Here is a 23514-nt window from a genome sequence, read left to right as displayed (position 1 = left end):
TTGAGTCCATGGAGTCCACGAAGAGACTGGCCTTGGCCCAGCTGATCAGCTCCGTCGGCGACGGCGCCTACTACGTCAGCTCGGCCTTGTACTTCACGGTGATCGTCGGGCTTTCGCCCGCGCAAGTGGGCCTCGGCCTCACCGTGGGCTGGGCGATCGGCTCGGTGGCGGGCGTCGCGCTGGGGCACGTGGCGGACCGTCGCGGGCCGAAGGGCACGGCCGTCTTCCTGGGACTCGGCACCGCCGCGTCGGTCACGGCTTTCCTCTTCGTCGACTCGGTCGTCGCGTTCGTGATCGCGGCCTGCGTCTACGCCTGCTTCCAATGCGGTCTCGGCGCGGCGAGGCAGGCGTTGCTCGCCGGACTGATCGACCCGGCCGAGCGCACGACGTTCCGGGCTCGCTTGCAGGCGATGTCCAACGCGGGGATCGCGATCGGCGCGGCACTCGGCGGGATCGCGCTGGCGCTCGGGACGCGCGAGGCGTTCCTGACCGTCTTCGTCCTCGACGCGCTGGCGTTCGTCGCCGCGGCTCTCGTCCTCCGCGAGGTGCCCACGGTCGCGCCGGTGCCGTCGAAGACCGGCGAGCCGTCCGTGGCCGTCCTCCGCGACCGCCCGTACGCGCTGCTGGCGCTGCTCAACATGGTCATGTTGCTGTACATGCCGCTGTTCAGCCTGGTCCTGCCGCTGTGGATCTCGACCAGGACCGCCGCCCCGGGCTGGCTGGTTTCGGCGATGCTCGTGCTCAACACGGCGAGCGTGGTGGTCTTCCAGGTGCGGGTGGCGCGCGGCGTGACCGGTCTGCGCAGCGCCTCGCGCCATGCCCGGTACGCGGGCTTCCTGCTTTTCCTCTCCTGCTTGATCTTCTCGTTCTCCGCAGTGAGCAGTTCCGCGTGGGCGGCCGCGCTGGTCCTGCTCGCGGGGGCGGCGCTGCAGGTGGTGGGGGAGATGGCGCAGGCGGCGGGCTCGTGGGAGATCGGCTTCGGGCTCGCTCCCGACGGCAAACAGGGTCAGTACCAAGGACTTTTCGGCGCCGGGACGGCCGTCGCCCGTATGCTCGGCCCGGTCCTGCTGACCGGGTTGATCCTGGTGGGCGGCGCGCTCGGCTGGGTGGTGCTGGGCGGGCTGTTCCTGCTCGCGGGCACGCTCACCACGCCCGCCGTTCGCTGGGCGGAGCGGTCACTGCGGCGTGAACTTGAGGACGGCGGCACGGTCGCCCACGCCGAGAAGCTTGATCGACAGGTCGTTGTAGGTCAGCTCGCCGCCCGCCCATAGCCTGGCTTTGAAATCCTTGCCCGCCCCCGAGGCCTCGCATCTGCCGGAGCAGGATCCGCCCTGTCTCTTCCCGATGCCCCTGGCGATCAGCACGACACTTTCGGCGTCCACGGACTGCACGTGCACGGATTCGACGTTGGTCCGTTCGGGGAGCGCCATTTTCGCGCCCACCGGTGCGCTCACTTCGCAGAGACCGTCGGCGCAGGCCGCCAGATCCGTGCCGTCCGCGGGTTTCGGGGGCTCGGGCGCGTCCGGACCGCAGCCCGCCACGAGAAGGAGGGCGACGAGGGGGACCCAAACGCGTCGGTGCATCCCGGGAGCGTAGGGAGGTCCACTCGGGACGGGTCCCGGAATCAGCCTTCGAGCGCTTCGCGGAAGTGAGCGGCGAGGTCGAGTTTCGCGGCTTCTTCCCGGGTGTGCCAGGCGAAAGCGTCGTGTTCCTCGGGGTCGAGCACGACGTCGGCGGCGCTTTCCTCGGCGAGTGCGTAAACCGTGGCATGGATCCGCATCGGCCTGCCCGCGACGTCGTCCCAGCTGTGGGTGCCGAGTTCGCCGGTGACGTGCACGGTCAGCCCGGTCTCCTCGGCGAACTCGCGGACCACGGTCTCGGCGGGCGGTTCACCCGGCTCGACGGTCCCGCCCGGCAGTTCCCACCGGCCACCGAGGAAAGAGCCCGGCCGACGCCGGATGAAGAGGAACTTCCCGTCGCGGATGAGCGTGCCGTAGGCCAGGTACTTGTCCGTCACCCACGCATCCTCCCGTATCCGGGAAGCCCTTTCCATCGAGGACCGAACCTGTCCGCAATGCCTCGTAGCGTGGACGTCATGGAAAACACCGAGATCCGCCCCTTCCACCTCGACGTCCCCCAGGATCAGCTGGACGACCTGCACGCGAAGCTCGACAGCGCGCGCTGGCCGTCGCCGCTCCCCGGCGACGGCTGGGACACGGGAGTGCCGGTGGCGTGGCTGCGCGGACTCGCCGAGTACTGGCGCGACGGCTACGACTGGCGCGCTGCCGAACGCGAGATCAACCGCTTCCCGCAGTTCACCACCGAGATCGACGGGCAGAACATCCACTTCCTGCACGTCCGCTCGCCCGAAGCCGGCGCGACACCGCTGATCCTGACGCACGGCTGGCCGGGTTCGATCGTGGAGTTCCTGGACGTCATCGGTCCGCTCACCGACCCGAAAGCGCACGGGGACGACGAGGCGGAGGCGTTCCACCTCGTGATCCCGTCGCTGCCCGGCTTCGGTTTCTCGGGCCCTGTCTCGGATTCCGGCTGGACCATGCCGAGGATCGGCCGTGCCTGGGCGGAGCTGATGCGACGGCTCGGCTACGAACGCTACGGCGTCCAGGGCGGCGACCTGGGCGCTTCCGTGTCGCCGGAGGTGGCCCGGTCCGCGCCGGACAAGGTGATCGGCGTGCACGTCAACGGTGGTCTGACGCCGATGCCCCCGATGTCGCTCTCGGACGAGGAACTCGCCTCGCTGACCGACCTCGAACGCGATCGGATCAAGCGGATCAAGGCCTTCATGCGGGAGGAGTTCGGATACATCGCGATCCAGTCGACGCGACCGCAGACGCTGGGCTACGGGCTCGTGGACTCCCCGGTCGCGCAGCTGGCCTGGATCATGGACAAGTTCCGTGAGTGGACGCATCCGCGCCCGACGCCGCCCGAGGAGATCATCGGCCGGGACCGGTTGCTGACCAACGTCATGTTCACCTGGCTCACCGGCACGGCGGCTTCGTCCGCGTACGTCGGTTACGCGCAGGCGGAGACGTGGGGAGCGGTGGAGAAGAACTCCGGCGTGCCGACGGCGGCGCTGATCTTCGCGCACGACGTCGGGATCCGGCGGTACTCGGAGGACGCGCATACGATCGTGCGGTGGACCGACGTCGATCGTGGTGGCCACTTCGCGGCGATGGAGGAGCCCGAGATCCTGGTCGCGGACGTGCGGGAGTTCTTCCGGTCCCTCACCTGACGAGGACGGCCGTCTCCCCGAGGAAGCGGCCGTAATCGTCCACTTCGGACTCAAGTCCGGCGATGGCGGTCCGCGAAAGCGTGGCGAAGGGTTCTACGAAGACCTTCGTCTGCTTCGCGGTGCGCTTGGTGTGCCAGGTTCCGGCGATCCTGCCGTCGACCAGTACGGTGGGCGCGATCATCCCGCCGCCGGCGTTGACGCGTTTCGCCTCGGCCGGGTCGAGGAGCAGATCGCGGTCGCGATAGCCCAGCAGGAAGGTGTCGAAGGCGCCGAGCAGGCGTGGGGGACCTGGGGGAGCGGACAGTTCGGTTTCCGCGAGGGCGAAGGCGTTGCCGACGGACACGAGATCCAGCGCGTCGAAGGCCTTGCGGCACGGGCCGAGCGGGAGCCCGGACCAGACGCTGAAGTCCTCGGCCGTCGCGATGCCGTACGCGGTCAGGTAGCGGTGGGCGAGTTCCGCGTGCGGCTCGTCCGGGCTGTGGTCCTCGGTGGCCCACTCGTCGAGGAGGACATACGTCGGTTCGGCGCCGTCGTCCTGACCTCGGCAGAGCAGGCCGCGGTTGGCCGCGTACGCCAGAAGATGCGCGGGTGCTTGGGACTTCGCGTCGAGCACGACGCCGCCGGCCGCCAAGCCGTCGAGGATCTCCCGGCGGGTGAGTGCCTTGCCCGGAAAGAGATCCTGGAGGCTCCCCAGCGCGCGTTCGCAGAGGTCGTCGGTGAGGTCCAGCTGACGGCGGCGTCCTTGCCCCGCCTGGGCGTTGCGCGGGCCGAACAGCCGGTTCAGCCAGCGGAGATCCGCCGTCGGCACCAGGTGGAGCGTCTTGCGCATCAGCCAGGTGCGCGCCACCGCTCGGGACGCGTCGACGTCCCGCGCGGTCAGACCCCGGCTTCGAGCCCGGATCGCGAGCCTGGCGGCGGGACTCGACTGCGCCTGGATCGCGGCGGCGGACCGCGCCACCGTGACCACGTCGGTGGCCGGGGCGCCGAGCAGCTGAGCGCGGGCGCGTACGGCGCGGATGTCGTTGTCGGACAGCGTCACCCGCTGACGATCTCATGAGCGTGCGCCGGTTCGGTGTGCACGACGGCTTCCGTGAGCCGTGGCAGGACCTCTCGCAGCCTCCCCTCGACCCGATGGGCCAGGTGATGCGCCTCGGTGACGGTCAGCCCGGACTCGACCGACACCGCCAGTTCCGCGCGCAGGCTGTGGCCGATCCACCGCATCCGCAGGTCGCGTGTGCCGAGTACGCCGGGGACCTCGGCGGCCGCGCGTTCGGCGCGATCGACGTCGGCGGGGTCGACGGCGTCCATCAGACGGCGGAAGACCTCCTTGGCGGCGTCCCGCAGGACGAACAGGATCGCGACCGTGATGGCGAGGCCGATGATCGGGTCGGCCAGCGGGAAGCCGAGCGCGACCCCGACGGCGCCGAGCACGACCGCGAGCGACGTGAAGCCGTCCGTGCGCGCGTGCAGCCCGTCGGCCACCAGCGCGGCGGACCCGATCTCGCGGCCGACGGTGATCCGGTAGCGGGCCACGAGTTCGTTGCCCGCGAAGCCGATCACACCCGCCGCCGCGACCACCCACAGATGCCGGACCGGACGCGGATCGAGCAGCCGCTCGACCGATTCGTACCCGGCGAGGAAGGCCGACGCGGCGATGAGCACCACGACGAGCACGCCGGCGAGGTCTTCGGCGCGTCCGAGCCCGTAGGTGTAGCGGCGGGTCGCGGCGCGGCGGCCGAGCAGGAAGGCGATGCCGAGCGGGACCGCGGTCAGCGCGTCGGCGAAGTTGTGGATCGTGTCGCCGAGCAGCGCCACCGAGCCGGTCACCAGCACGAGCGCGAGCTGGGCGAAGGCGGTGACGGACAGGGCGGCGAACGACCAGATCAGCGTCCGGACCCCGCGTTTGCTGGTCTCCAGCGCGGTGTCGACGCGGTCGGCGCTGTCGTGGCTGTGCGGGGTCAGCAGATGGCGGAGACGGCTCTTCCGCGGCTGGTGACCGTGACTGTGCCCATGGCCGTGTCCGTGCCCGGTCATTCCTCACCTCACTGTCATGCTATCTGCGCAGTCATGCAGATACGCAGGCAGAAGGGTAGCGGGTATCCTCCCGGCATGCACGAGTCGGTCCCGGATTTCGAGATGCCCACCGAGGAGCAGGTCCACTTGGCCGCGGAGACGTTCCGGCTGCTCGCGGATCCGACGCGGGTCAAGGTCCTCTGGGCGCTTCTGCAGGGTGAGTCCTCCGTCGCCTGTCTCGCGGACCTGGCGGGCGCGGCACCGACGGCGGTCAGCCAGCATCTCGCGAAACTGCGGCTCGCGGGCTTGGTCAAGGGGCGTCGCGAAGGGACGTTCGTCTACTACTCGGCGGCCAACGACCATGTCCGCGGCCTGCTCGCCCAGGCGTTGTTCCACGCCGACCACATCGATCGCGACATCCCCGCCCTGCATTCGGCGGGGAAACCCCACCGGCCGGCGGCGCGCTGAATCCCGCTACGGTGGAGCGGTGACCCAGTCCTCGTACCCGGCCGCCCTGCGGTGGCTGTTGTTGTGCGTGGTGGCGCTGGGACTGGTCGGCATGCATCACGTCATCGCCGAAACCGGTCACGGCGCGGGACACGGGACCGCCGCGGTCGCGATGGCCGATCCCTGTTGCGCGGACACGCCTTCGCACGACGACGGCGGACACAGTGGACTGCACCTGTGTCTCGCGGTGCTGGCCGCGGCCGTGCTGCTGATCGTCACCTGGCTGCTCGTCCGCAAAGGACGGATCGCGGCGCCGTGGAAGTCGTGGCAGGGCGGCGGTTCGTCGTCGGGCCGTGATCCGCCGCGGTGGAGACCGGTTCCGGAGAGATTGTCGTTCCTCTGCGTGTTGCGGGTGTGACAGGCGAGTTCGCCTGGCCCTACCCGAAAACCGACTTGAGGAAAGAACCATGACCAGCAGGAAACTGGTCGGGGCGGCCCTTGCCGCCCTGGCCTCCTTCGCCGTGCTCACCGGCTGCGCGAGCTCCGACACCGCGTCCAGCGGGCACGACATGTCCACGATGAAGGCGCCGGACCCCCAGCAGGCCGGGCACAACCAGGCCGACGTCGCCTTCGCCCAGGGGATGATCCCGCACCACGAGCAGGCGCTCACGATGGCGAAACTCGTCGAGGGACGCACCCGCGACGCGAAGGTCGTCGACCTCGCCGCGCGGATCCAGCGGGCGCAGGACCCGGAGATCCAGCAGCTGAACGGTCTGCTGAAGAGCTGGGGAGTGGCGCCGTCGGCCGGCCACTCCGAGCACGGCGCGATGTCCGGCATGATGACCGAGGACGACCTCGCGAAACTCGGCAAGGCCAAGGACGCCGCGTTCGACAAGCAGTGGCTCGAAATGATGGTCGAACATCACGAGGGTGCGCTCGCGATGGCGAGGACCGCGTTGCGGCAGGGTAGCGACGCCGAGGTGAAAGCCTTGGCGCAGAAGGTGATCGACGGTCAGCAGGCCGAGATCACCGAGATGCGCGCCTTGCTGGGCTGAGCAGGACGGTGGCGCGGGTCCGGATCATCCGGTCCGCGCCACCGCCGCGCGGAAATGCGCGCACTGGGTGAAGTCGTCGTGTTCGCATCCGAGCGCGCAGTCGATGATCGTGAGCGAGGCCTGCGCGGCCGCGATGCGCCGGGTGAGTTCTTCCTTGTGGCGCCTGAGAATCGCGTCCCGCGCCGCGGGCTTCTGGAACATCTCGCGGATGCCGTCGAGGCTGAGACCCGCTTCCTTCGCGCGCAGGATGACCGAGACGCGGTACAGGTCGCCGTCGTCGTACCGTCGCCGGTCACCGGACCGCGCGGGCTTGAGAAGGCCGACGGATTCCCAGTGGCGCAGGACGTGCGTCGCCAGGCCGAAGCGCTCCGCGACCTCGCCGACGCTCAAGGTGCTTGACTTCATGTCGTCATTAAGTCGGACGATCCCCGGTATGTCCATGGTGCAGCGGCTCGACGCCGCCGATGTCCTGCCGGGAGCCGCCGAACTGCGGGCCCGGACCTACGAACTACTGCGGCTCGAACCGGGTTCCGCCGTGCTCGACGTCGGCTGTGGAGCCGGGCTGGCCGTGGCCGAGCTGTCGTCGCGCGGATTCCGCGCGGTCGGTGTCGATCTCTCGGCCGAGATGGTCGAGGAGGCGCGACGGCGTTCGCCCGAAGCGGAATTCCGGGTCGGGGACGCCTGCGCGCTCCCGGTGGACGGCGGGTTCGCGGGATATCGAGCGGACAAGGTGTTCCATGAACTGGCGGGACCGGAGCGCGCACTCGCGGAAGCACGCCGGATTCTGGCTCCGGGCGGGCGGATCGTGCTGTCCGGGCATGACTGGGAGGCGCTGATCATCGACTCCTCTCATCCGGCGCTGACACGGGAGATCGTGCGGGCCCGCGCGTCGGAGGTCACCGCGCCCCGGATCGCGCGAGGATTTCGGCGGCTGCTTGAGGAAAACGGGTTTCGCGAGGTTTCGATGGAGGGAGTCGTCGGGTTCTTCGGCGGGGATCGGCTCGTCCGCGGGTTGGCGGAGGCGGCCGTGCGGGTGGGGGCGGTTTCCGCTGAAGAGGGGAAGTCTGGCTCGCCGGGCAGCTTGGGTGTGACGGTTTCGTTGCTGTACCGCAGTTCTTGGCGTCCGGGGTTGTTTGAACCCCGATCCGGAGACTCGTGCCGTCACAAGTGAGTGCCGAGCACCGACATCCCGAGCACCAGTTCGTTCGCCGGATCGCATCCGAGAAGGTCCTCGACCAGTTCGTCCCGAAGCGCCGCGGTGAACGTGACGTTCAGCCCGAGGGCCGTCGCCAGCAGGTAGACGGTCTGGCTGAGGTGCCCGACGTCCATCAGCAGCACCCGATAGGTCCGGCTCACCGGGTACTTCCACTGGTTCCGCTCGATGACGCTGGTGTAGATCAGCAGCGCGCCGGCGTTCCTGGTCCAGTCCTGATCGCCGGCGAGCGCGACCAGTTCGTCGTCGTCGATCTTGCCGTCCAAGGGCGTGAGCCCGTGCCGGAAGCCGTCGTAGCGGTAGATCCCCCGATCCAGGCCCTCGACGTTCCTCGCGTAGACGTACGCCTCGGTCGGATGCCTCGCCCCACCCGACGGGCTCGTCTTGAAGACGTTCCCGGTGGCGGGGATGTCGGGATGCGTTTCCGGCCTCGTCGGCCGGGCGGCGGTGAGAAGCGTGCTCAGATCGAGCAGCCGCAAGGGTTCGTCACCGAACTCACGGACGCTCCTGCGCTTGTTCAACGCGTCGCCGAGCCCGATCGCGTTCAGCGGCTCCGGTGACGGTTCGGGCAGTGCTATCGAGTCGAACTCGCCCGTAGGCCTCACCGGGGAAGGCGGAGGGCTGGCCTTCGCCTTCTCCAGCAAGGTTTTCGCGGTCATGTCGCTGGTCGTGAACTCGGTCTCACGCAAGGAGCGGGTGCCGAAATGGAACGCCCGCGCGGACGTTCCCCAAGGACCCCAATCCCGAAGGATCTCTTCTTCCCGTTGTTGCCGGGAAGAACCTTTGACCACCAGCACGTCGTACCGGATCATCGCTCGCGCGATACGGACGAGTCTTTCCCCTGTCTCGGGATTCTCGTCCGCTTCGCGAATCGATTCCGGTTCTCGCCAAGAACCGAACCATCGCAGGACGCGTTCGGTTCCTTCGGCGAGTTTGAGCTGGCGATGTCCGAGGTGATCGTCCCAGACGAGGTCACCCTCGGACCAATAGAGCGTTCCGCAGGAGGAAACCCTTACCAGCATCGAAAGTCTTGCGCCCCAGTCCCCAGTAATTCTTTCCGAATACTTCAGGTCATTCAGTATCGCGAACGGAAAGGAGGCCCGCCGTTCGGCGGCGGCTCGAACCCGCCCCAAGTGCTCTGTGCCTTGTACTCCGCTTCGAGCTCGTACAAGAACTCGTCGTCATCCTCGTCGTGCATGTCGCCGATCCTCTCCGTGAGCGGTTACTCCGGTCAAGCGAATATACCTACGCCATCAGAGTACCGGGGCAAAACGGAGAATTACGCCGAGTAATCGTTCAGGTGCTGTTTGAGTTCGCGAACGTCAGGGGACTCCGAGATGCCGAGATCGGTGTATAAGCGCAAAGCGAACCGGCGATGACGTTCCGCATTCAGCTGCTCACCGAGAATGTCGAAAGCGGCCGCCAACTCCTTGTGAGCGATGGGCAGCATGCTGCGATTACCGGTCGATTCGAGCACTTTCATCGCGGTCCTGAACTGGGTGACCGCGAGTGCGCCATCGCCGAGTGCACGCGAATTGATACCGAGAGCGAGAAGGCATTCCGCCTCGAGATCGGGCGATTCGTTCTCGTGGGCCAGTCTCAGTGCTTGGTCGAGTTCCTCGGCGGCTTCGGCATAGCGCCTGTTCTCGGTGAGGATCAGCCCGATCCGATGCCTGGCCCGGGCTTCGATGAGGACGCTGCCGTGGGCGTGGGCGGTCTCGCGGACCCACCCGAGGTGTTCGATCGCCTGGTCGGACTCGCCCTTGAGCCAGTGGGTGACCCCCGAATTGCCCCTGGCCCGGCATTGCATCCGGACATCACCGGTGGTCGAGGCCAGCTCGAACACCTCGTTGAACAGCCGGTTCGCCTCGGTGAACTCGTTGAGCCGCCACAGGGTCAGCGCGTACATGTGCAGGGCCTGGTACTCGAGGACCACGTTCCCCGTGACCCGCGCGGCGGACAGGGCGAGGGTTTCGAGCTCCCTGGCCTGCCGGTAGTAGCCGCGGTTGTCGAAGTAGCGCCAGACCGCCGAACAGAAGAGCACGAGATCCGAGTAGCGCTGGTGGTTGTTCATCGCGACGGCCACCGGCAGGACGTTCTGCCACTGGGCGTCCATCCAGTGCGCGGCCTGGTCGTAGTCGGCGAAGGACTGTCCGAACTCGCTCTTCGGCGCCTCCAGGCCGCCCGGCTCCTCTTCGGAGTCCGGGTCGATGAAGTCCATCGCGGCCGCGACGGTGCTGCGGTAGTAGTCGAACAGCCGCCGCATCATCGCTTCACGCTGGTGTTCGGGCTCCTCCGCGAGCAGGAGTTCGCGACCGTAGCTGCGGAGGAGGTCGTGCATCTCGTACCGGTCCATCGACGGCTGCCGCAGCAGGTTCACGTCGACGAGGCGGTCGGCCAGGCGGCGGGCCTCGCCGAGGTCCACTTCGGCCAGCGCCGCCGTCGAGTGGAGATCGAACGCGGCGCCCGGATGGTGGCTCAACCGGCGGAACACCCGGCGCTCGGTCTCGGTCAAGTTCAGATAGGACAGTCGGAAGGCGCCCGCGACGTCGCGTTCCCCCGCGGTGAGCTCGCCGAACCTGTTCCGCTCGTCCCGCAGCTGCCGGGCGACGAAGTCGAGCGTCCAGGACGCCCGCGCCCGCAGCCGGCTCGCCGTGACGGCCAGCGCGAGCGGGAGGTCGCCGCACAGGCTCGCGACCTGGTCGGCCGCGTCGGGGGATTCCCGCTTCAGCCGGGAGGCCCCGACGATCCGGCCCAGCAGGTCCACCGCGTCCGCCCGGCTGAACGGTTCCAGGGAGAGCAGTTCGGCGCCGTCGAGGTCCACGAGCCGGGTCCGGCTGGTGATCAGCACGCAGCAACTCGCCGATCCGGGCAGCAGCGGGCTCACCTGCTTCGCCCCGATGGCGTTGTCCAGCACCACGAGCACGCGTTTGCCGGAGAGGCAGCTGCGGAACAACGCCGCGCGCTGGTCGGTCCCGGCGGGGATGTCCGAACCCTGGATGCCGAACGACCGCAGCAGCCCTTCGAGCGCGGTCCCCGGGTCGACGGGGTCTCCCGCCGGCGAGAACCCTTCGAGGTTCACGAAGAGCTGCCCGTCGGGGAACAACGGGGCGAGCCGGTGCGCGGCGTGGACGGCCAGCGCGGTCTTGCCGACACCGGGCATCCCGTCGATCGCGATCAGCCTCGGCCCCATCGAGGAGTCGTCCTGGCCGATTTCGAGGACGGTCCGCAGCTCCTCGGTGCGCCCGCCGAACGCCGGGAGGTCCGCGGGAAGCTGCGCCGGACGAGGGAAGAGGGCCTTCTGCGCGTCCGCGTCCTCGCGCCGTCCGCCGGTGTCCATCCCGGCCCGGAGCCCGCCGACGCCGTACCGCGCGAGGGCGGCGTCCTGCAGCAATTCGGCGTCGGTGCGCAGGATCTGCTGGTGGAGGGCGCTCAGCTCGGCGCTCGGGTCGGCGCCGAGCTCGTCGGCGAGCGCGATCCTGGTCCGGTCGAACGCCCGGAGCGCGTCGGCGCCGCGGCCCGCCCGGTAGAGCGCCAGCATCGTGAGGACCTGGAGGGTCTCGCGGGTGGGATGCCAGGCGGCCAGGTCGAAGGCCTCCCGCGCGGCCGCTTCGGTCTCGCCGAGCCGGAGCCTCGCGCCGATCAGGAGCTCTGAAGCGGCGAGGCGTTCTTCGTCGAGCCTTCGCGCCGTCTGCTCGATGGCGTCGCCTTCGAGACCGTCGAAGGCCGGGCCGCGCCAGAGCGCGAGCGCGTCCGCGAGCTTGGCGGCCGCCTGGGAGAGCAGTCCGGCCGCCAGGAACTCGGCGCCCTGGTTGTAGTCCGCTTCGAACCGGACCGAGTCGACCGAGGCGCTGCTGGTGACGACGCGGTAGGCCGAGCCGGTGGTGACCACGGCAGACCGGGCCACGCCGAGATCGTTCCGCAGCCGCGCGATCGCGTTGCTGACCTGGCGGACCGCGGTCTTCGGCGGGTTTTCCGGCCACATCGTGCCGATCAGGTACGACACCGGGACCAGCCTGCCCGCGTTGATCAGCAGGGCGGCGAGGAGGCGCTGCTCACGGCGTCCGCCCAACCGGACGGGCACGCCGTCGACCTCGGCCTCGAGCGGGCCGAGAACGGAAAAGCCGAGATGGGATCGCTGGCCAGGGGGGTTCGGATCGCCGGAAGTTCGAGCCGATTCCGCCGATTCGGGTAAACGTTCAGCGGTCATATGCGACTATGTCGTCCGAGACCGTGAGCGTGCTCACGCACTACCTCCAGTCCGTTCGCCAGCTGACCGGCACCCTAGCCCACCGCCTCGGCCTCCAGCCAGATCGGCGCGGGGACGCCGTTACGGCATTCGGCCCAACGGGCGGGCTCTTTCGTGCCTTCGGACCGGTCCGATTCTACGCCTGGCGGCCCTGAACTGCGCGGATGCCCGGCGGTGACGAGCCGATGTAATTCCGATGCAGGCCCTTGGAAAGCTGAAGACATTCAGTCGGCGGGCACGGCGCGACGGGGCAGCGCGCCGAACCGTCTGCAGGGGGCTCCGCGGCGGTTGGCCTTCGTACTGGGGGTGGCCAACCGCCCTGGTAGCCCCTTTCCTGGTCACAGGTTTCTCCCAGCAAAGCACGGCACACTGGACCAAAGAGGAGTGTGCCGTCATGAGTACTCTCGGCGATCTGCTGGGCTTCCTGCTCACCTTGTACCTGATCGTGCTCGTCGTCCGGATGGTGCTGGACTGGGCCGTCACCCTCGCCACCAGACCGCCTTCCTGGGTTTTCCGGGCGCGCGGGATCGCCCACCGGTTGACCGAACCCGTGCTGGCGCCGGTCCGCCGCGTGGTCCGCCCGGTGCGAGCCGGCGGGGTGGCGTTCGATCTCGCCTTCACCCTCGTGTTCCTCGGTGTCGTCCTGCTCCAATCTCTCGCGTTCAGCCTCTGACCAGGTGTGATCCGCCGCTCTCGCGGGTATCAGGCGCATGAGGAGAGGAGTCTGCCCATGCGTCCGGTCTGGAGCGGTTCGCTTTCGCTCGGTCTGGTGACGGTGCCGGTCCGGCTGTACAGCGCGGTCGAGGACCACACCGTGCACTTCCGCCAGTTCCAGCGCGGTACCGAAGACCGCATCCGGTACCGGCGGGTGAACGAGCGCACGGGCAAGGAAGTTGACTTCGACGACATCGTCAAGGGTTACGAGCTCGACAACGGCGAGTACGTGGTCGTCGAACCGGGCGAGCTCGACGAGATCGCCCCCGGCCGGTCGAAGTCGCTCGACATCGAGAGCTTCGTCGAGCTGGACGCCGTCGACCCGATGTTCTTCGACAAGACGTATTGGCTCGCGCCCGCGAAAGACGAGTTCGAGCGTCCGTACGCGCTGCTGCTCGAAGCGATGCGTTCGTCCGGCAAGGCCGGGATCGCGAAGTTCGTCATGCGTGGCCGCGAGTACCTGTCGCTGGTCCGGTCCGGGGACGGCGTCATGGTGCTCAACACCCTGCATTTCGCCGCGGACCTGCGCGATCCCGCCGCGGAGCTGCCGGATCTGCCGGGCAGACCCAAGGCGCGCGGCAAGGAACTCGACATGGCCGCCGACCTGATCGACGCGATGAGCGACGACTGGCGGCCCGAGGACTACCGCGACACCTACACCGATCGCGTCCGGAAGCTCATCAAGGCCAAGAAGAAGGGCGAGACCATCACGCCCGCCACCGAGGTCGGTGAGCCGACGAAGGTCGTCGACCTGTTCGAGGCGCTTTCGAAGAGCGTCGAGAGCGGTAAGGCCAAGAAGAAGTCCGGGGCGAAGAAGCCGCCTGGCAAAAAGGACCTGTCCTCGCTGTCGAAGGCGGATCTGGAGAAACTCGCGCGGGAGCGGGACATCAAGGGGCGTTCGAAGATGACGCGCGCCGGGCTGGAGAAGGCGCTCAAGGCCTCCTGAGCTCGTCTTCGATGGTCTCGATCAGCAGCCGGACGTCCTCGGCCGCCGTCGCGTGCAGCCCTTCGGAAACGATCAGCACGTCGGACGTCGTGGCGGAGACCGCGGAATGCCCGCTCTGCCGGTTCGTCCACCGGCGCGCGTGGGCTTGCCCGTCTTCGTCGGCGAAGATCACCTCGCCCGGGTTCGGATGCTCGACCGTGCCGCCGAAGGTCACGTATTTCTCGTCGCCACGCGCGTGACGGACCTCCAGCGAGCCGCTGATCTTCGCGACGTCGAGCACCGCGACAGGGATGGCGTAGGCGACCGAGACCGCGTTGCAGAGGTCGATCACCGGATGGATCCGGGGGAGCGTGCCCTCTTTCCGGAGCCGCCGCAGCAGCGATTCCGACGCGCAGCGGTACTGCGTGGGTTTCAGGCCCATCTTGGCGAACGCCCGCCGCCAGGCCTGGATCTCGGGGAATTCCGATTCCGGGCCGTCTTCGAGCCGCCGCGTCGCCCGAGCGATGAACTTTTCGAGGTCGACGGGCATTTCGGGAGTGATGCCGGTGGCCTCGAACGTGCCGACGGCGAGGGTGGGGTGCTCGGCGCGGACGTCGGGATGGTGCTGGAGTCGCATGGGAGACCTGTCTACTGGGTGGTGAACGCGAGTTTGGCGCCGAGCGCGGCGAACGAACCGGCGAAGACGCGCCGGGTCCAGGCGAGCACGCGCGGCCGGGAAAGGACGTGGTGGCGCACACCGGCGGCGAGAATGCCGTACACACTGAACACCACGAACGTCGCCAGCATGAACACGCCGCCGAGCAGCAGCATCCGCGGGACGGAACCGGGCTCGCCCGCCGGGACGAACTGGGGCAGGAACGCGAAGAAGAACAGCGTCAGCTTCGGGTTCAGGACGTTGATCAGCACGCCGGAGGTGATCGTCCGCAGCGTCGAAGCCGGTTCGGGATCGCTCTCGACGACGATCGCGTCCCGGTCCCGCAACGTCGCCCAGGCCATGTAGAGCAGGTAGGCCACACCGAGGTACTTGATGATTTCGAACGCCACCGCGCTCGCGTGCAGCAGCGCGGCGAGGCCGGTCACCGCGGCCACCATGTGGGGGACTGTCCCGAGGGTGCAGGCGGTCGCGGCGACGATGCTCGCACGCCTGCCGCGGGCCAGGGCGGCGGACAAGGTGTAGACCACCCCGGTGCCGGGCGTGGCGACCACGATCAGCGTGGTTATCAGGAAGGCGATGCTCACGAGGACCACTCTGCGCGCCGTTTGGCCTCGCGGACAGAGCCAAAGCCAGCCAACTCCAGTGGACCAAACCGTTGAGTGAGGCGGCCGGAGTCCTTCACCGGATGGAGTGGCATGATGCACGCTCGCACGTCGACGAGGAAGGCCTTGGTTTGAGCGCGCGCACTTCCCAGGTGGACGACCTCCGGCTGGTGGCACAACCGAACGCGGTGTTGTGCTCCGAGCTCTTCGTCCGTCTCATCTTGTCGGACTGGTCCTTGCGGCCGTTGCTCGATCAGGCGAAGACCGCCGCCGCCAGATTGGTGGGCACGCTGATCGACGCGGCCGATCCGAAGGAGCCGCCCTTCCTGACGCTGAGATTGCGCCTGCAGTCGGACGTGCTGGTCATCGAGGTCGACCACGAGGTGGACGGCCTCCCCGTGCCGACTCCCGCGCCGGGTGAGCGGACCGGGGTGGCGCCGAGCGCGACCGGCGGTGTGACCTTCTGGTGCGAGCTGCCGCTGCCTGGTGGCCTGTCCGCCGGACAGGTCCGGCTGCCCCGGCGGGGCGATCGCCGGACCCTGGTGGACGAACCCGTCTCCGGTGAGCCCGTCGGCGCCGACCCCGAGGTCCTGGAACGGCTTCTGACTCGGCTGAGCGGCTGGTCCGGCTGATCTTCGTGAAAGGATCGGGTGATGGCCACGAAGCGCGTCACCACCCCGGTCCTGGAGATCGAGTACGAACACAGCGGTGAAGCGGACGCGCCGCCGGTGATCCTGCTCCACGGGTTCCCGTACGACGTGCGGGCCTACGACGAGGTCGTCCCGGTCCTCGCGGCCGGCGGCGCCTCGGTGTACGCCCCGTATCTCCGCGGGTTCGGCGGGACGCGGTTCCTCGACGACGCCACGCCCCGTTCCGGGCAGCAGGCCGCGCTCGCGCAGGATCTGCTCGACTTCATGGACGCGCTGGGGCTGGAAAAGGCCGTCGTCGCCGGATACGACTGGGGCGGCCGCGCGGCGTGCATCGTGTCCGCGCTCCGGCCCGAGCGGGTGCGCGGGCTGGTCTCGGCGGACGGCTACAACGTCCAGAACCTCGCCTACGCGGGCGAACCGGCGCCGCCCGAATGGGAACGGACCTACTGGTATCAGTTCTATTTCCACTCCGAACGCGGCCGCCGCGGGCTGACGGAGAACCGTGAAGAGCTGTGCGGCCTGCTGTGGCGCACCTGGTCGCCGACCTGGGCAGGCGCCGACGCGGCGTTCCCCGCCAGCGCGCCCAGCCTCCACAACCCGGACTTCGTCGACGTCGTCATCCACTCGTACAGGCACCGCTTCGGCCTGGCGGAAGGGGATCCGCGGTACCAGGCGCTCGAAGACCTGATCGCGAAGGAACCGGTCATCACGGTGCCGACGGTCGTGCTGGAAAGCGGGGACGACGGCATCGGCGGGCCCGGCGCCGAGGGCGACCGCGAGTACTTCACCGGCCCGTACGAGCACCGGGTTCTGTCGGGGGTCGGGCATAACGTTCCTCAGGAGGCTCCGGAAGCGTTCGCCGCGGCGGTAGCTTCACTGCTTCGGTAAGGCTTTCAGGCGAAAGGAACGTTGGTGACCGACACCCCGCCCGCGCCCCCGGTCCCGCCGGGGACGTTCCTGCTCGAACTCGTCCCGGTACCGGTCAGCGACATCGACCGGGCGAAGGAGTTCTACACCGACCGGCTCGGTTTCCATCTCGACGTCGACGTGCGGCCCGCCGACGGGGTCCGGATCGTCCAGCTCACGCCGCCGGGTTCGGCCTGTTCGATCACCCTGACCACCGGGCTCGCGTCGCTCGACATGCCGGTCGGGACCCTGCGCGGGCTGCACCTCGTGGTCGCCGACATCGAAGAGGCCCGCGCCGCGCTCATCGCCAGGGGCACCGAAGTCGGGCCGGTCGAGGACATGGGCGGCGTCTTCTACGCGGCCTTCAGCGATCCCGACGGCAACACCTGGACGCTCCAGCACATGCCCTGGCGGGTGGGGTGAGCGCGATCACCCGTCCGTGCGCGTGACGAATCCTGATCTTCGCTTGTCCTTCCCTCGTACGGCGCACGATCCGGGCGCCACGGACGGAGGAGGATCCGATGTCGTTGGGCGACAAGATCAGCAACAAGGCCGAAGAGCTCGGTGGTAAGGCCAAGGAGGCCGCCGGCGACGCCACCGGCAACGAAGAACTGCGCACGGAAGGCCAGGCGGACCAGGCGAAGGCCGGTCTCAAGGGCGCCGTCGAGAACGTGAAGGACGCCGTCGGGGACGCGGCGGACAAGATCCGCGACACCTTCAAGAAGTAGCGGGTCGTTCCGGGCCGGGGCAGCGGGTTTCCGCGCCCCGGCCCGTTCTTCACCCGTGCAGCAGCACAGGCAGGCTGGTCAGCCGCGTGCCCTGGATGCCGCCGAAGAACGTCTGCCGGAGCTCGGCGTAGGGCACGGCGAGCTTGGCGCCGGGGAAGTCCGTGCGCAGAACCGTCGCCGCCGCCCGCAGTTCGAGCTGCGCGAGCTGGGCGCCGACGCAGAAGTGCGGACCCCCGCCGAAGGCCAGATCCGGTCCGGGCCGTCGGCCGGGATCGCTGTTGATGCCCTGGATGTCGACGAGCACGGGAGCACGGGCGGGGAGCCGGACCCCGGCGAGGTCGAGTTCCGCGGTGGTGAACCGCCAGAGCGTGAACGGCGCGGGAGGATGGTCCCGCAGGGTTTCGCGGACGAGGTCGTCCTCGGCTGCCTTGTCCCCGTTGAGGAGCCGCGAGATCAGGAAGCCGATCGAGGCGTCGGTGGTCAGCTGCCCGGCGAAGATCAACGCGAACAGGTGATATCTCAGGTCGTCTTCGGTCGTCCCGGGCGGGACGCGGTCGCGTAGTTCCGCCGCGAGGCCGTGCCGGTCGGACGTCAGCCCCGCCGCCGCGAGACCCGCGATCGCGCCGATGGCCTTGCCCTGCGCGTCCGGTTCCGGGCTGGACATGCGGCGGCAGGCGTCGACGGCGGCGTCGAGCAGGTCGAGCGGGATGCCGAGCAGATCGAGCAGAACCGTCAGCGGGGACCGGGTGGAGAACCCGTCCATGAGATCGACGGGCTCCTCGCCCAGGCCCGTGAGCAGTTCGCGCGCGATCTCGTGGATCCGGCCGGCCCGCGCCTGAATCCTTTTGGCGCTCAGCAGCGGGGCGTGCGCACGCCTCAGGATCGCGTGGTCGGGGCCGTCCAGCGTGGTCAAGGACGGCTGCTCGGCCGCGGTCTGTTCGAGTCCGGCGCGGTCCCAGTCTTCGGGCGCCCACGCGGGGTCTTTGGCGATGCGAGGGTCGGAGAGGACTTCGCGGGCCAGCTCCTCTTCGGTCACGATCCACGCGCTTCCGCCCGCCGGGGCGGCCACTTCGACGAGGGGACCGGCGGTCCGCAGAGCCGGTCGGACGGGATCGGGCTCGGTGATGCCGCGGGTCGTCGCGGCGAAGGGATCGGGGAGCAAGGCAACTCCTTCATGAGAAAGTAGCTTCATCATGAAGGTATATTTGCGGCCGGTAGGTTGTCAAAGCACGGATCCGAGGAGGGGTGATGGAGGACGACGTCGTGGCGCGGAGCGCGTCGCTGCTGGACGGCCTCCGCGGCTTCGGGGCGAATTACACCGAGTTCACCAGGCGTTTCGCGAACTGGCTCGGCCTGCACTCCACCGACGCGGCCGCGCTCGTGGAGATCCTCTACGCCGAAGACACCGGCTCGCCGCTTTCCCCGGCGCGGCTCGGCGATCGCATCGCGCTGACCTCCGGCGCGACCACGAACCTGCTGAACCGGCTGGAGAACCTCGGTTACGTCGTGCGGACCAGGGAGAGCGCCGATCGGCGGAAGGTGACCCTGCGCAGCGGCCCTGACATCCAGGGGCTCGCGCGGGAGTTCTTCGGCCCGTTCAGCGCGGGGCTCATGGCGCTCGTCGCGGAGTACCCGGTGGAAGAGATCGAACGGTTCGAGGCCTTTCTGCGCCACCTGCGGTCCACAATGGACGAAGTGCTCGAAGAACAGGGGTAGGCCCTCCGGCCCCGTCCGAGTGTTCTCGCCACTTCGACCAGTCCGCGCCGCCCTCGGCGTCGAATCCTTCCCAGACGCCACGGAACCGCGTAGCCGGGCGTCGGGGTGAGGTGGAGGCAGCTTGATGGTCGAGGATGTGCGGACGAGTCCGCGCGAAAGCGGTGGCACCGGAACGGAGCCGGCCGGGGCGAGCCTGATGCAACGGGTCGCGGCCGGTGACGAACAGGCGTTCGCCGACCTGTACGACGTCGTGGCGGGACCGGTCTGGGGCGTGGTGAACAGGGTCGTCCGCAACGGCACGTTCGCCGAGGAGGTGACCCAGGAAGTCCTGGTGGAGGTGTGGCGGACGGCGGCGCGGTTCAAGCCGGGCAAGGGGAGCACGCTGGCCTGGGTGCTCACCATCGCGCACCGGCGCGCCGTGGACCGGGTGCGTTCGCATCAGGCCGCGCTCGACCGGGACGACCGGGCGGGCAGGCTCGACTTCCGGCGCCCGTTCGACGAGGTCGCCGAGTCCACGATCACCAACCTGGAGCAGCAACGCGTGCGCCAGTGTCTGTCCGCGCTCACCGATCTGCAACGGGAATCGGTGGTGCTGGCCTATTACAACGGCTATTCGTACCCGGAAGTCGCGGAAGTGCTGAAGACCGCGCCCGGCACGGTGAAGACCCGCATCCGCGACGGTCTCATTCGGTTGCGTGACTGCTTGGGGGTGGGGCAATGACCGCGGAACTGCACACATTGACCGGGGCTTACGCCGTGGACGCCGTCCCGGAGGAAGAAGCCGAGGCTTTCGAAAAGCACCTGCGCGGCTGCCCCGCGTGCGCCCAGGAAGTCAAGGAGTTCCAGGAGACCGCGGCGCGCCTGGGGTCGGCGCTCGGCACGGTGCCGCCGCCGAGGCTGCGGGTAGCGACGCTCACGCAGGTCGCCCAGACCCGGCAGTGGCCTCCGCTGGTCGCGGCCGTCCGGAGCACCCGGCCGGCGAAGAGGCCACCCGTGCGGATGGCGCTGTGGGGTGCCGCGGCGGCCGCCGTCGGGGCGCTGGTGTTCGGCCTGGTCACCGCGAACACCGAGCAGGGCACCGAACCCGCGCAGCAGCAGCTCGCTTCGGTGAACTCGGTGCTCACCGCGCCCGACTCCTCGACGATCAAGGGCGCCGTGCCCGGGACGACCACGGTCGTGACCTCGCGGAGCCAGGGCAAGATCGTCGTGCTGGCGGGTGATCTCCCGCCGCTGGCGCCTGGCAAGGCGTATCAGGTCTGGCTCATCGGGAAGAGCGGCGTGCATTCCGCCGGGCTGCTGGCCGACGACGGTCCACATCGGACTCGTCCGGTCCTCGCGGACTTGCCGGGCGGGATCGACCGGGTCGGCATCACCGCGGAGCCCGCCGGGGGTTCGGTGGCTCCCACCGTCCCGGCGGTCGTCATGGTGAACCTCGCTTAGGCGGTCAGCCGCCCGCAGGCCTGCCAGAGTTCCTGGCGCTGCGCGGCGGTTTCCCGGGTCTTGCCGAGGTAGTGTGTCGGCCGCTGGACGCGGTCGTGCCAGAACATCCCGTTGTACCGGGCCGGTTCCTCGGCCGCGGCGAGCCAGACGAAGGTGTCGGCGCCCTGCTCGGCGTTCCGGAGGATCGGTCGCGTGAGCTTCTGGAACGTCGGCAGCGAGGTCGCGACCCCGGGAGTGTCGGCCCAGCCGGGATGGGCGCTGTGCACGGTGATCCCGGAGTCGTCCAGCTCGTCCGCCCAGAGCTCGGCGAGCACCACCTGCATGCGTTTGGTGCGCGCGTATCCGGCGGCGGGTTTGTACTCGCCCTGGAGGTACTGGAGGTCGTCGGTGCGCAGGGGCTGGCCGTACATGCCGCCGGAGCTGACCCAGATCACCCGCGCGCCGTCGGCGAACTTCGGCCGGAGCGACGCGGTGAGGAGATGCGGTCCGAGCACGTGCGTGGCCAGCATGACCTCGTTGCCCTCCGCCGTTTCCGTCCGTTCGGCGGGCATCACCCCGGCGTTGTGCACGAGGATGTCGACGTCGCCGTCGAGATCCTTCGCGTAGTCGCGGACGGACGACAGCAGACTGACGTCGCAATGGTCGACGACTACGCGGGCACCGGGCGCGGCACGTTCGATCTCGGCGCGGGCGGCTTCACCGTCGCCGCGGACCGCGATCCGGACGGTCGCGCCCAGCTTGGCCAGGCCGATGGCGGTCGCCTTGCCCAGGCCCGCTTTCGCGCCGGTCACCACGGCGACCTTGCCCACGAGCGCGTCCGGGGCGGGGTCCGCCGGCCACCACTGGCGTCGGAGGAAGTGTCCGATGCTGCTGTAACCGAGCAGGGTCCGGTCGAGCATGGTGTCGGCGGCTCGGGTCACTGTGGACATACGGCTGCTCCTCAACGTTCGTAATACAGCTGGGCGGGAACCAGCGCCCACACCGTTTTCCCGGTCGGCTCCCGGCGGAAACCCCAATCGAGGGAAAGGTGATGGATCAGACGGAGTCCGTAGCCCGCGTTTTCGGCGGGGGAGCGCAGGGCTTCCACGTCGGGTTCGTCGTCGGAGACTTCGACCAGGAAGCTGCGGACCTGCCGGTTGACGCGCAGTTCACCGGGCCTGTCGGTGTGCCGGTACGCGTTGCTGACCAGCTCGTCGACCACCAGCAGCAGAGCCCCGAGGGGTTCGTCCTCGCCGCGGCCGAAGCCGAGCCGGTCGGCGACCACGGCGCGGATATCGCGCAGTTCGGGAAGATTCCGCAGGTCGAGCATGACTTCCGCGGCGCCGGCGACGCGACGGCAGAATCGGTCGAGCTCGGCTTCCAGCTCGGCTTGGCCACCGTTCACAGCACCCAGCTCCCCTCGCCGCCACACCTCTCACGAGGTGTTCGGAGCGGACAGGGGAGCGGACTGGTGTCACTGCAGGCGGGAACCGGTCTTGGCGGAGAAGCGGAACTCGATGGTCGCCGGGAGCTCGTCGAGATCCAGTGCTTGACGCAGCCGCGGGAGCCCTTCCTCGGTGATCTGTGCGCGGATGGCGGCCAGGTCGCCGTCCTGTTCGGCGCTCAGCACCACGGCCAGTACCGGCGCGTCCTGGGTGCCGCCCAGCGTGGCGTGCGCGGCGTGGACGCCGGGATAGGCCGCCACCTCCGCCACGAACGGTTCCACCGCGGTGCTCGCGGCCAGCGCGGTCTGGCCGGTGTCCTGGTCGAAGCGCCAGGTGCGGGACTTGGGTTTGCGGACGGGCTGCGCGACGAGCCAGCGCAGTGTCAGCAGGCCGAGGACGACCGCGCCCCCGGCGACGGCGTACCAGACCCAGCCGGGCGGCATGGCCGTCCCGGGGACGAGCGTGGTGGTGGGAGCGAGCAGGGGGATCTTGCCGAAATGGGTGCCGACGGCGAAGGCGCCACCGGCGATCAGCACGACCCCCGTCAGGATCAGGAGGGTGCGGTTCAGCCGGGCGGGACGGTTGAGGTCGCTCATGACACGCTCCTGGTGGCCTTGACCCGGACCCGCACGGCGGGAACGGCGGCGGGGCCGATCTGGGAGAGACGGTGCTCGATGGCGGCGCGGACGGCGTCGGCGAGTCCCGCGGTGTTCGTCCGCCCGGTGGTCACCACCGAGACGATCCCGCGCCGCTTGAGCTTCAGCTTCGCCGCCGAGACGCCGTCCACAGTGGACGCGGCGGCGCGCAGCGTCGATCGGTAGCTGCGCCGGGAGGCACCGACATCGGGGCCGCCGTCGAGCGGCAGCACGGTCGGCCTCCCCGGGACGATCGCGCTCACCAGGAGCAGCAGGCCGATCAGCGCGACACCGCCGCCCACGATCGCCGGCAGCGGATCACTCCATCGGGTGCCATGCAACGCGGACGCGACGGCGTCGTAGCTGATCCACGGTTTCTCCCCGATGATCGTCTGGACCGCGACGGCGGTGGCCAGGACACAACCGGCGAGGACCACGAGGCCGACGAGCACGGCCGGGACGCTGCGGCGAGGACGTCGTTTCATCGGACCCTCCTCGTTTCGGTCTCCGCGGAGTGCAGGGCCGTGACGGTGACGTCGACCCGGGTGACGGTCAGCCCCGAGAGGTCGCCGACGCGGCGGATCAGGTGCTCTCGCGCGGTTTCGGTGGTGGCACGGACCGAGAGCGGATACTTCACCGAGAGCCGGACGGCCAAGGTGACCGTCGAGCCGGTGACGTGCGCGCTCACCTTGGCGCCCTGGTCGAGGTCCTCACCGCCGACCGCGATCCCGAGCACCCGGGAGGCCGCGCCGCCGATGCCGTCGAGTTCGGTGATCGCCTGCGCGGCGATCCGCTCGACGGCACCGCCGGCCACGGTCAGCCCGCCGCGCCCGTCCGTGTCCGGTGCGGCGGCGGTCATGGTCGTCAT

General features: G+C 69.3%; 31 protein-coding genes. 15 read left to right on the top strand and 16 right to left on the bottom strand.

Annotated elements, in window-relative coordinates; translation table 11 throughout:
• Nucleotides 1–8: 8 nt before the first annotated feature.
• On the top strand, nucleotides 9–1271 hold the full coding sequence (locus AB0N89_RS04060) for an MFS transporter (RefSeq protein WP_364199955.1): 1263 nt from the start codon (nucleotides 9–11) through the stop codon (nucleotides 1269–1271).
• Here the strand turns inward: AB0N89_RS04060 and AB0N89_RS04055 are convergent.
• Together AB0N89_RS04055 and AB0N89_RS04050 are read right to left on the bottom strand one after the other, a co-directional pair.
• Nucleotides 1176–1583 carry a hypothetical protein gene (locus AB0N89_RS04055; protein ID WP_364199953.1) on the bottom strand — a complete coding sequence of 136 codons (408 nt, stop codon included), beginning with the start codon at nucleotides 1581–1583 and terminating at the stop codon, nucleotides 1176–1178. The two genes, AB0N89_RS04060 and AB0N89_RS04055, sit on opposite strands and share 96 nt — an antisense overlap.
• A gap of 41 nt (nucleotides 1584–1624) precedes the next feature.
• Complete coding sequence (locus AB0N89_RS04050) at nucleotides 1625–2017, bottom strand: NUDIX hydrolase (RefSeq protein ID WP_364199951.1); 393 nt, start codon at nucleotides 2015–2017, stop codon at nucleotides 1625–1627.
• 78 nt (nucleotides 2018–2095) lie between these two features.
• Here AB0N89_RS04050 and AB0N89_RS04045 point away from each other — a divergent pair, with 78 nt between their 5' ends.
• Nucleotides 2096–3253 (top strand): epoxide hydrolase family protein, encoded by a 1158-nt coding sequence (locus AB0N89_RS04045; RefSeq protein WP_364199949.1) that lies wholly within the window; start codon nucleotides 2096–2098, stop codon nucleotides 3251–3253.
• On the opposite strand, the gene AB0N89_RS04040 is transcribed toward AB0N89_RS04045, so the two are convergent.
• Nucleotides 3246–4292 carry a winged helix DNA-binding domain-containing protein gene (locus AB0N89_RS04040; RefSeq protein WP_364199947.1) on the bottom strand — a complete coding sequence of 349 codons (1047 nt, stop codon included), beginning with the start codon at nucleotides 4290–4292 and terminating at the stop codon, nucleotides 3246–3248. The two genes, AB0N89_RS04045 and AB0N89_RS04040, sit on opposite strands and share 8 nt — an antisense overlap.
• The gene (locus AB0N89_RS04035) at nucleotides 4289–5287 is read right to left on the bottom strand and encodes a cation diffusion facilitator family transporter (RefSeq protein WP_364199945.1); all 999 of its coding nucleotides are present in this window, start codon (nucleotides 5285–5287) and stop codon (nucleotides 4289–4291) included. Before AB0N89_RS04035 ends, AB0N89_RS04040 begins: the two co-directional genes overlap by 4 nt.
• Nucleotides 5288–5362: 75 nt before the next feature.
• On the opposite strand from AB0N89_RS04035, the gene AB0N89_RS04030 reads away from it, so the two are divergent.
• Genes AB0N89_RS04030 through AB0N89_RS04020 form a run of 3 tightly spaced genes read left to right on the top strand, consistent with a single transcriptional unit; the run spans nucleotide 5363 to nucleotide 6768 of the window.
• Nucleotides 5363–5734 carry a metalloregulator ArsR/SmtB family transcription factor gene (locus AB0N89_RS04030; protein ID WP_093936292.1) on the top strand — a complete coding sequence of 124 codons (372 nt, stop codon included), beginning with the start codon at nucleotides 5363–5365 and terminating at the stop codon, nucleotides 5732–5734.
• A gap of 19 nt (nucleotides 5735–5753) precedes the next feature.
• A complete protein-coding gene (locus AB0N89_RS04025; protein WP_364199943.1) occupies nucleotides 5754–6131 on the top strand; it encodes a DUF6153 family protein in 378 nt (125 codons plus the stop codon).
• A gap of 49 nt (nucleotides 6132–6180) precedes the next feature.
• Complete coding sequence (locus AB0N89_RS04020; RefSeq protein ID WP_364199941.1) at nucleotides 6181–6768, top strand: DUF305 domain-containing protein; 588 nt, start codon at nucleotides 6181–6183, stop codon at nucleotides 6766–6768.
• Nucleotides 6769–6792: 24 nt separating this feature from the next.
• Here AB0N89_RS04020 and AB0N89_RS04015 read toward each other — a convergent pair whose 3' ends face one another.
• Nucleotides 6793–7173: a MerR family transcriptional regulator gene (locus AB0N89_RS04015; RefSeq protein WP_364199939.1), complete on the bottom strand. Its 381-nt coding sequence runs from the start codon at nucleotides 7171–7173 to the stop codon at nucleotides 6793–6795.
• 28 nt (nucleotides 7174–7201) lie between these two features.
• Between AB0N89_RS04015 and AB0N89_RS04010 the strand changes: the two genes are divergently transcribed.
• The gene (locus tag AB0N89_RS04010) at nucleotides 7202–7939 is read left to right on the top strand and encodes a methyltransferase domain-containing protein (protein WP_364199937.1); all 738 of its coding nucleotides are present in this window, start codon (nucleotides 7202–7204) and stop codon (nucleotides 7937–7939) included.
• Here the strand turns inward: AB0N89_RS04010 and AB0N89_RS04005 are convergent.
• The 3 genes from AB0N89_RS04005 to AB0N89_RS03995 form a co-directional block, all read right to left on the bottom strand.
• Complete coding sequence (locus AB0N89_RS04005; protein ID WP_364199935.1) at nucleotides 7930–8793, bottom strand: SagB/ThcOx family dehydrogenase; 864 nt, start codon at nucleotides 8791–8793, stop codon at nucleotides 7930–7932. The two genes, AB0N89_RS04010 and AB0N89_RS04005, sit on opposite strands and share 10 nt — an antisense overlap.
• A 263-nt stretch (nucleotides 8794–9056) precedes the next feature.
• Nucleotides 9057–9179 (bottom strand): hypothetical protein, encoded by a 123-nt coding sequence (locus AB0N89_RS04000; RefSeq protein WP_364199933.1) that lies wholly within the window; start codon nucleotides 9177–9179, stop codon nucleotides 9057–9059.
• A gap of 81 nt (nucleotides 9180–9260) precedes the next feature.
• Nucleotides 9261–12065 (bottom strand): BTAD domain-containing putative transcriptional regulator, encoded by a 2805-nt coding sequence (locus AB0N89_RS03995; protein ID WP_364199932.1) that lies wholly within the window; start codon nucleotides 12063–12065, stop codon nucleotides 9261–9263.
• 559 nt (nucleotides 12066–12624) lie between these two features.
• Here AB0N89_RS03995 and AB0N89_RS03990 point away from each other — a divergent pair.
• Together AB0N89_RS03990 and AB0N89_RS03985 are read left to right on the top strand one after the other, a co-directional pair.
• Nucleotides 12625–12903: a YggT family protein gene (locus AB0N89_RS03990; RefSeq protein ID WP_364199930.1), complete on the top strand. Its 279-nt coding sequence runs from the start codon at nucleotides 12625–12627 to the stop codon at nucleotides 12901–12903.
• Between the two features lie 57 nt (nucleotides 12904–12960).
• Nucleotides 12961–13890 carry a Ku protein gene (locus tag AB0N89_RS03985; RefSeq protein WP_364199928.1) on the top strand — a complete coding sequence of 310 codons (930 nt, stop codon included), beginning with the start codon at nucleotides 12961–12963 and terminating at the stop codon, nucleotides 13888–13890.
• Here the strand turns inward: AB0N89_RS03985 and AB0N89_RS03980 are convergent.
• Both AB0N89_RS03980 and AB0N89_RS03975 read right to left on the bottom strand, forming a co-directional pair.
• Nucleotides 13877–14506, bottom strand: a complete 630-nt coding sequence (locus AB0N89_RS03980) for a phenylalanine--tRNA ligase beta subunit-related protein (RefSeq protein ID WP_364199926.1) — start codon at nucleotides 14504–14506, stop codon at nucleotides 13877–13879. The two genes, AB0N89_RS03985 and AB0N89_RS03980, sit on opposite strands and share 14 nt — an antisense overlap.
• A gap of 11 nt (nucleotides 14507–14517) precedes the next feature.
• Nucleotides 14518–15129: a LysE family translocator gene (locus tag AB0N89_RS03975; protein ID WP_364199924.1), complete on the bottom strand. Its 612-nt coding sequence runs from the start codon at nucleotides 15127–15129 to the stop codon at nucleotides 14518–14520.
• Between the two features lie 149 nt (nucleotides 15130–15278).
• Between AB0N89_RS03975 and AB0N89_RS03970 the strand changes: the two genes are divergently transcribed.
• The 4 genes from AB0N89_RS03970 to AB0N89_RS03955 all read left to right on the top strand — a co-directional run bounded on the left by AB0N89_RS03970 (nucleotide 15279) and on the right by AB0N89_RS03955 (nucleotide 17431).
• Nucleotides 15279–15779: an ATP-binding protein gene (locus AB0N89_RS03970; RefSeq protein ID WP_364199922.1), complete on the top strand. Its 501-nt coding sequence runs from the start codon at nucleotides 15279–15281 to the stop codon at nucleotides 15777–15779.
• 21 nt (nucleotides 15780–15800) lie between these two features.
• The gene (locus AB0N89_RS03965) at nucleotides 15801–16685 is read left to right on the top strand and encodes an alpha/beta hydrolase (protein WP_364199920.1); all 885 of its coding nucleotides are present in this window, start codon (nucleotides 15801–15803) and stop codon (nucleotides 16683–16685) included.
• 24 nt (nucleotides 16686–16709) lie between these two features.
• Nucleotides 16710–17126, top strand: coding sequence for a VOC family protein (locus AB0N89_RS03960; RefSeq protein ID WP_364199918.1), 417 nt, complete (start codon nucleotides 16710–16712; stop codon nucleotides 17124–17126).
• Between the two features lie 98 nt (nucleotides 17127–17224).
• Nucleotides 17225–17431 (top strand): CsbD family protein, encoded by a 207-nt coding sequence (locus AB0N89_RS03955; protein WP_364199916.1) that lies wholly within the window; start codon nucleotides 17225–17227, stop codon nucleotides 17429–17431.
• Nucleotides 17432–17480: 49 nt separating this feature from the next.
• Here the strand turns inward: AB0N89_RS03955 and AB0N89_RS03950 are convergent, their stop codons facing one another.
• Complete coding sequence (locus AB0N89_RS03950) at nucleotides 17481–18593, bottom strand: cytochrome P450 (protein WP_364199914.1); 1113 nt, start codon at nucleotides 18591–18593, stop codon at nucleotides 17481–17483.
• Nucleotides 18594–18679: 86 nt separating this feature from the next.
• Between AB0N89_RS03950 and AB0N89_RS03945 the strand changes: the two genes are divergently transcribed.
• The 3 genes from AB0N89_RS03945 (at nucleotide 18680) to AB0N89_RS03935 (ending at nucleotide 20587) form a co-directional block, all read left to right on the top strand.
• Complete coding sequence (locus AB0N89_RS03945; RefSeq protein ID WP_364199913.1) at nucleotides 18680–19147, top strand: helix-turn-helix domain-containing protein; 468 nt, start codon at nucleotides 18680–18682, stop codon at nucleotides 19145–19147.
• 124 nt (nucleotides 19148–19271) lie between these two features.
• Nucleotides 19272–19868 carry an ECF RNA polymerase sigma factor SigK gene (sigK, locus tag AB0N89_RS03940; RefSeq protein ID WP_364199911.1) on the top strand — a complete coding sequence of 199 codons (597 nt, stop codon included), beginning with the start codon at nucleotides 19272–19274 and terminating at the stop codon, nucleotides 19866–19868.
• Nucleotides 19865–20587, top strand: coding sequence for an anti-sigma factor (locus AB0N89_RS03935; RefSeq protein WP_364199909.1), 723 nt, complete (start codon nucleotides 19865–19867; stop codon nucleotides 20585–20587). The genes sigK and AB0N89_RS03935 overlap by 4 nt, the downstream gene beginning before the upstream one ends.
• Here AB0N89_RS03935 and AB0N89_RS03930 read toward each other — a convergent pair.
• The 5 genes from AB0N89_RS03930 to AB0N89_RS03910 form a co-directional block, all read right to left on the bottom strand.
• Nucleotides 20584–21516 (bottom strand): SDR family NAD(P)-dependent oxidoreductase, encoded by a 933-nt coding sequence (locus AB0N89_RS03930; protein WP_364199907.1) that lies wholly within the window; start codon nucleotides 21514–21516, stop codon nucleotides 20584–20586. The two genes, AB0N89_RS03935 and AB0N89_RS03930, sit on opposite strands and share 4 nt — an antisense overlap.
• Nucleotides 21517–21527: 11 nt before the next feature.
• Nucleotides 21528–21971 carry an ATP-binding protein gene (locus tag AB0N89_RS03925; RefSeq protein WP_364199905.1) on the bottom strand — a complete coding sequence of 148 codons (444 nt, stop codon included), beginning with the start codon at nucleotides 21969–21971 and terminating at the stop codon, nucleotides 21528–21530.
• 69 nt (nucleotides 21972–22040) lie between these two features.
• Nucleotides 22041–22607 (bottom strand): alkaline shock response membrane anchor protein AmaP, encoded by a 567-nt coding sequence (locus AB0N89_RS03920; RefSeq protein WP_364199903.1) that lies wholly within the window; start codon nucleotides 22605–22607, stop codon nucleotides 22041–22043.
• On the bottom strand, nucleotides 22604–23131 hold the full coding sequence (locus AB0N89_RS03915; RefSeq protein ID WP_364199901.1) for a DUF6286 domain-containing protein: 528 nt from the start codon (nucleotides 23129–23131) through the stop codon (nucleotides 22604–22606). The genes AB0N89_RS03920 and AB0N89_RS03915 overlap by 4 nt, the downstream gene beginning before the upstream one ends.
• A complete protein-coding gene (locus AB0N89_RS03910) occupies nucleotides 23128–23514 on the bottom strand; it encodes an Asp23/Gls24 family envelope stress response protein (RefSeq protein ID WP_364199899.1) in 387 nt (128 codons plus the stop codon). Before AB0N89_RS03910 ends, AB0N89_RS03915 begins: the two co-directional genes overlap by 4 nt.

The organism is Amycolatopsis sp. NPDC089917 (assembly GCF_040684635.1).
GTDB lineage: Bacteria > Actinomycetota > Actinomycetes > Mycobacteriales > Pseudonocardiaceae > Amycolatopsis.
Note: the sequence above shows the minus strand (reverse complement) of the source record. Positions and strands in the feature narration are given on the sequence as shown.

Bases quoted from the DNA above. Each gene is read 5' to 3' on its own strand.
- AB0N89_RS03930 (WP_364199907.1), bottom strand. From the start codon at position 21,516: ATGTCCACAGTGACCCGAGCCGCCGACACCATGCTCGACCGGACCCTG.
- AB0N89_RS03945 (WP_364199913.1), top strand. From the start codon at position 18,680: ATGGAGGACGACGTCGTGGCGCGGAGCGCGTCGCTGCTGGACGGCCTC.
- AB0N89_RS04010 (WP_364199937.1), top strand. From the start codon at position 7,202: ATGTCCATGGTGCAGCGGCTCGACGCCGCCGATGTCCTGCCGGGAGCC.
- AB0N89_RS04030 (WP_093936292.1), top strand. From the start codon at position 5,363: ATGCACGAGTCGGTCCCGGATTTCGAGATGCCCACCGAGGAGCAGGTC.
- AB0N89_RS04060 (WP_364199955.1), top strand. From the start codon at position 9: ATGGAGTCCACGAAGAGACTGGCCTTGGCCCAGCTGATCAGCTCCGTC.
- AB0N89_RS04015 (WP_364199939.1), bottom strand. From the start codon at position 7,173: ATGAAGTCAAGCACCTTGAGCGTCGGCGAGGTCGCGGAGCGCTTCGGC.
- AB0N89_RS03990 (WP_364199930.1), top strand. From the start codon at position 12,625: ATGAGTACTCTCGGCGATCTGCTGGGCTTCCTGCTCACCTTGTACCTG.
- AB0N89_RS03935 (WP_364199909.1), top strand. From the start codon at position 19,865: ATGACCGCGGAACTGCACACATTGACCGGGGCTTACGCCGTGGACGCC.
- AB0N89_RS03980 (WP_364199926.1), bottom strand. From the start codon at position 14,506: ATGCGACTCCAGCACCATCCCGACGTCCGCGCCGAGCACCCCACCCTC.
- AB0N89_RS03920 (WP_364199903.1), bottom strand. From the start codon at position 22,607: ATGAGCGACCTCAACCGTCCCGCCCGGCTGAACCGCACCCTCCTGATC.
- AB0N89_RS04020 (WP_364199941.1), top strand. From the start codon at position 6,181: ATGACCAGCAGGAAACTGGTCGGGGCGGCCCTTGCCGCCCTGGCCTCC.
- AB0N89_RS03985 (WP_364199928.1), top strand. From the start codon at position 12,961: ATGCGTCCGGTCTGGAGCGGTTCGCTTTCGCTCGGTCTGGTGACGGTG.
- AB0N89_RS04000 (WP_364199933.1), bottom strand. From the start codon at position 9,179: ATGCACGACGAGGATGACGACGAGTTCTTGTACGAGCTCGAAGCGGAG.
- AB0N89_RS03915 (WP_364199901.1), bottom strand. From the start codon at position 23,131: ATGAAACGACGTCCTCGCCGCAGCGTCCCGGCCGTGCTCGTCGGCCTC.
- AB0N89_RS03955 (WP_364199916.1), top strand. From the start codon at position 17,225: ATGTCGTTGGGCGACAAGATCAGCAACAAGGCCGAAGAGCTCGGTGGT.
- AB0N89_RS04045 (WP_364199949.1), top strand. From the start codon at position 2,096: ATGGAAAACACCGAGATCCGCCCCTTCCACCTCGACGTCCCCCAGGAT.
- AB0N89_RS04055 (WP_364199953.1), bottom strand. From the start codon at position 1,583: ATGCACCGACGCGTTTGGGTCCCCCTCGTCGCCCTCCTTCTCGTGGCG.
- AB0N89_RS04005 (WP_364199935.1), bottom strand. From the start codon at position 8,793: ATGATCCGGTACGACGTGCTGGTGGTCAAAGGTTCTTCCCGGCAACAA.
- AB0N89_RS03965 (WP_364199920.1), top strand. From the start codon at position 15,801: ATGGCCACGAAGCGCGTCACCACCCCGGTCCTGGAGATCGAGTACGAA.
- AB0N89_RS04035 (WP_364199945.1), bottom strand. From the start codon at position 5,287: ATGACCGGGCACGGACACGGCCATGGGCACAGTCACGGTCACCAGCCG.
- AB0N89_RS03910 (WP_364199899.1), bottom strand. From the start codon at position 23,514: ATGACGACCATGACCGCCGCCGCACCGGACACGGACGGGCGCGGCGGG.
- sigK (WP_364199911.1), top strand. From the start codon at position 19,272: ATGGTCGAGGATGTGCGGACGAGTCCGCGCGAAAGCGGTGGCACCGGA.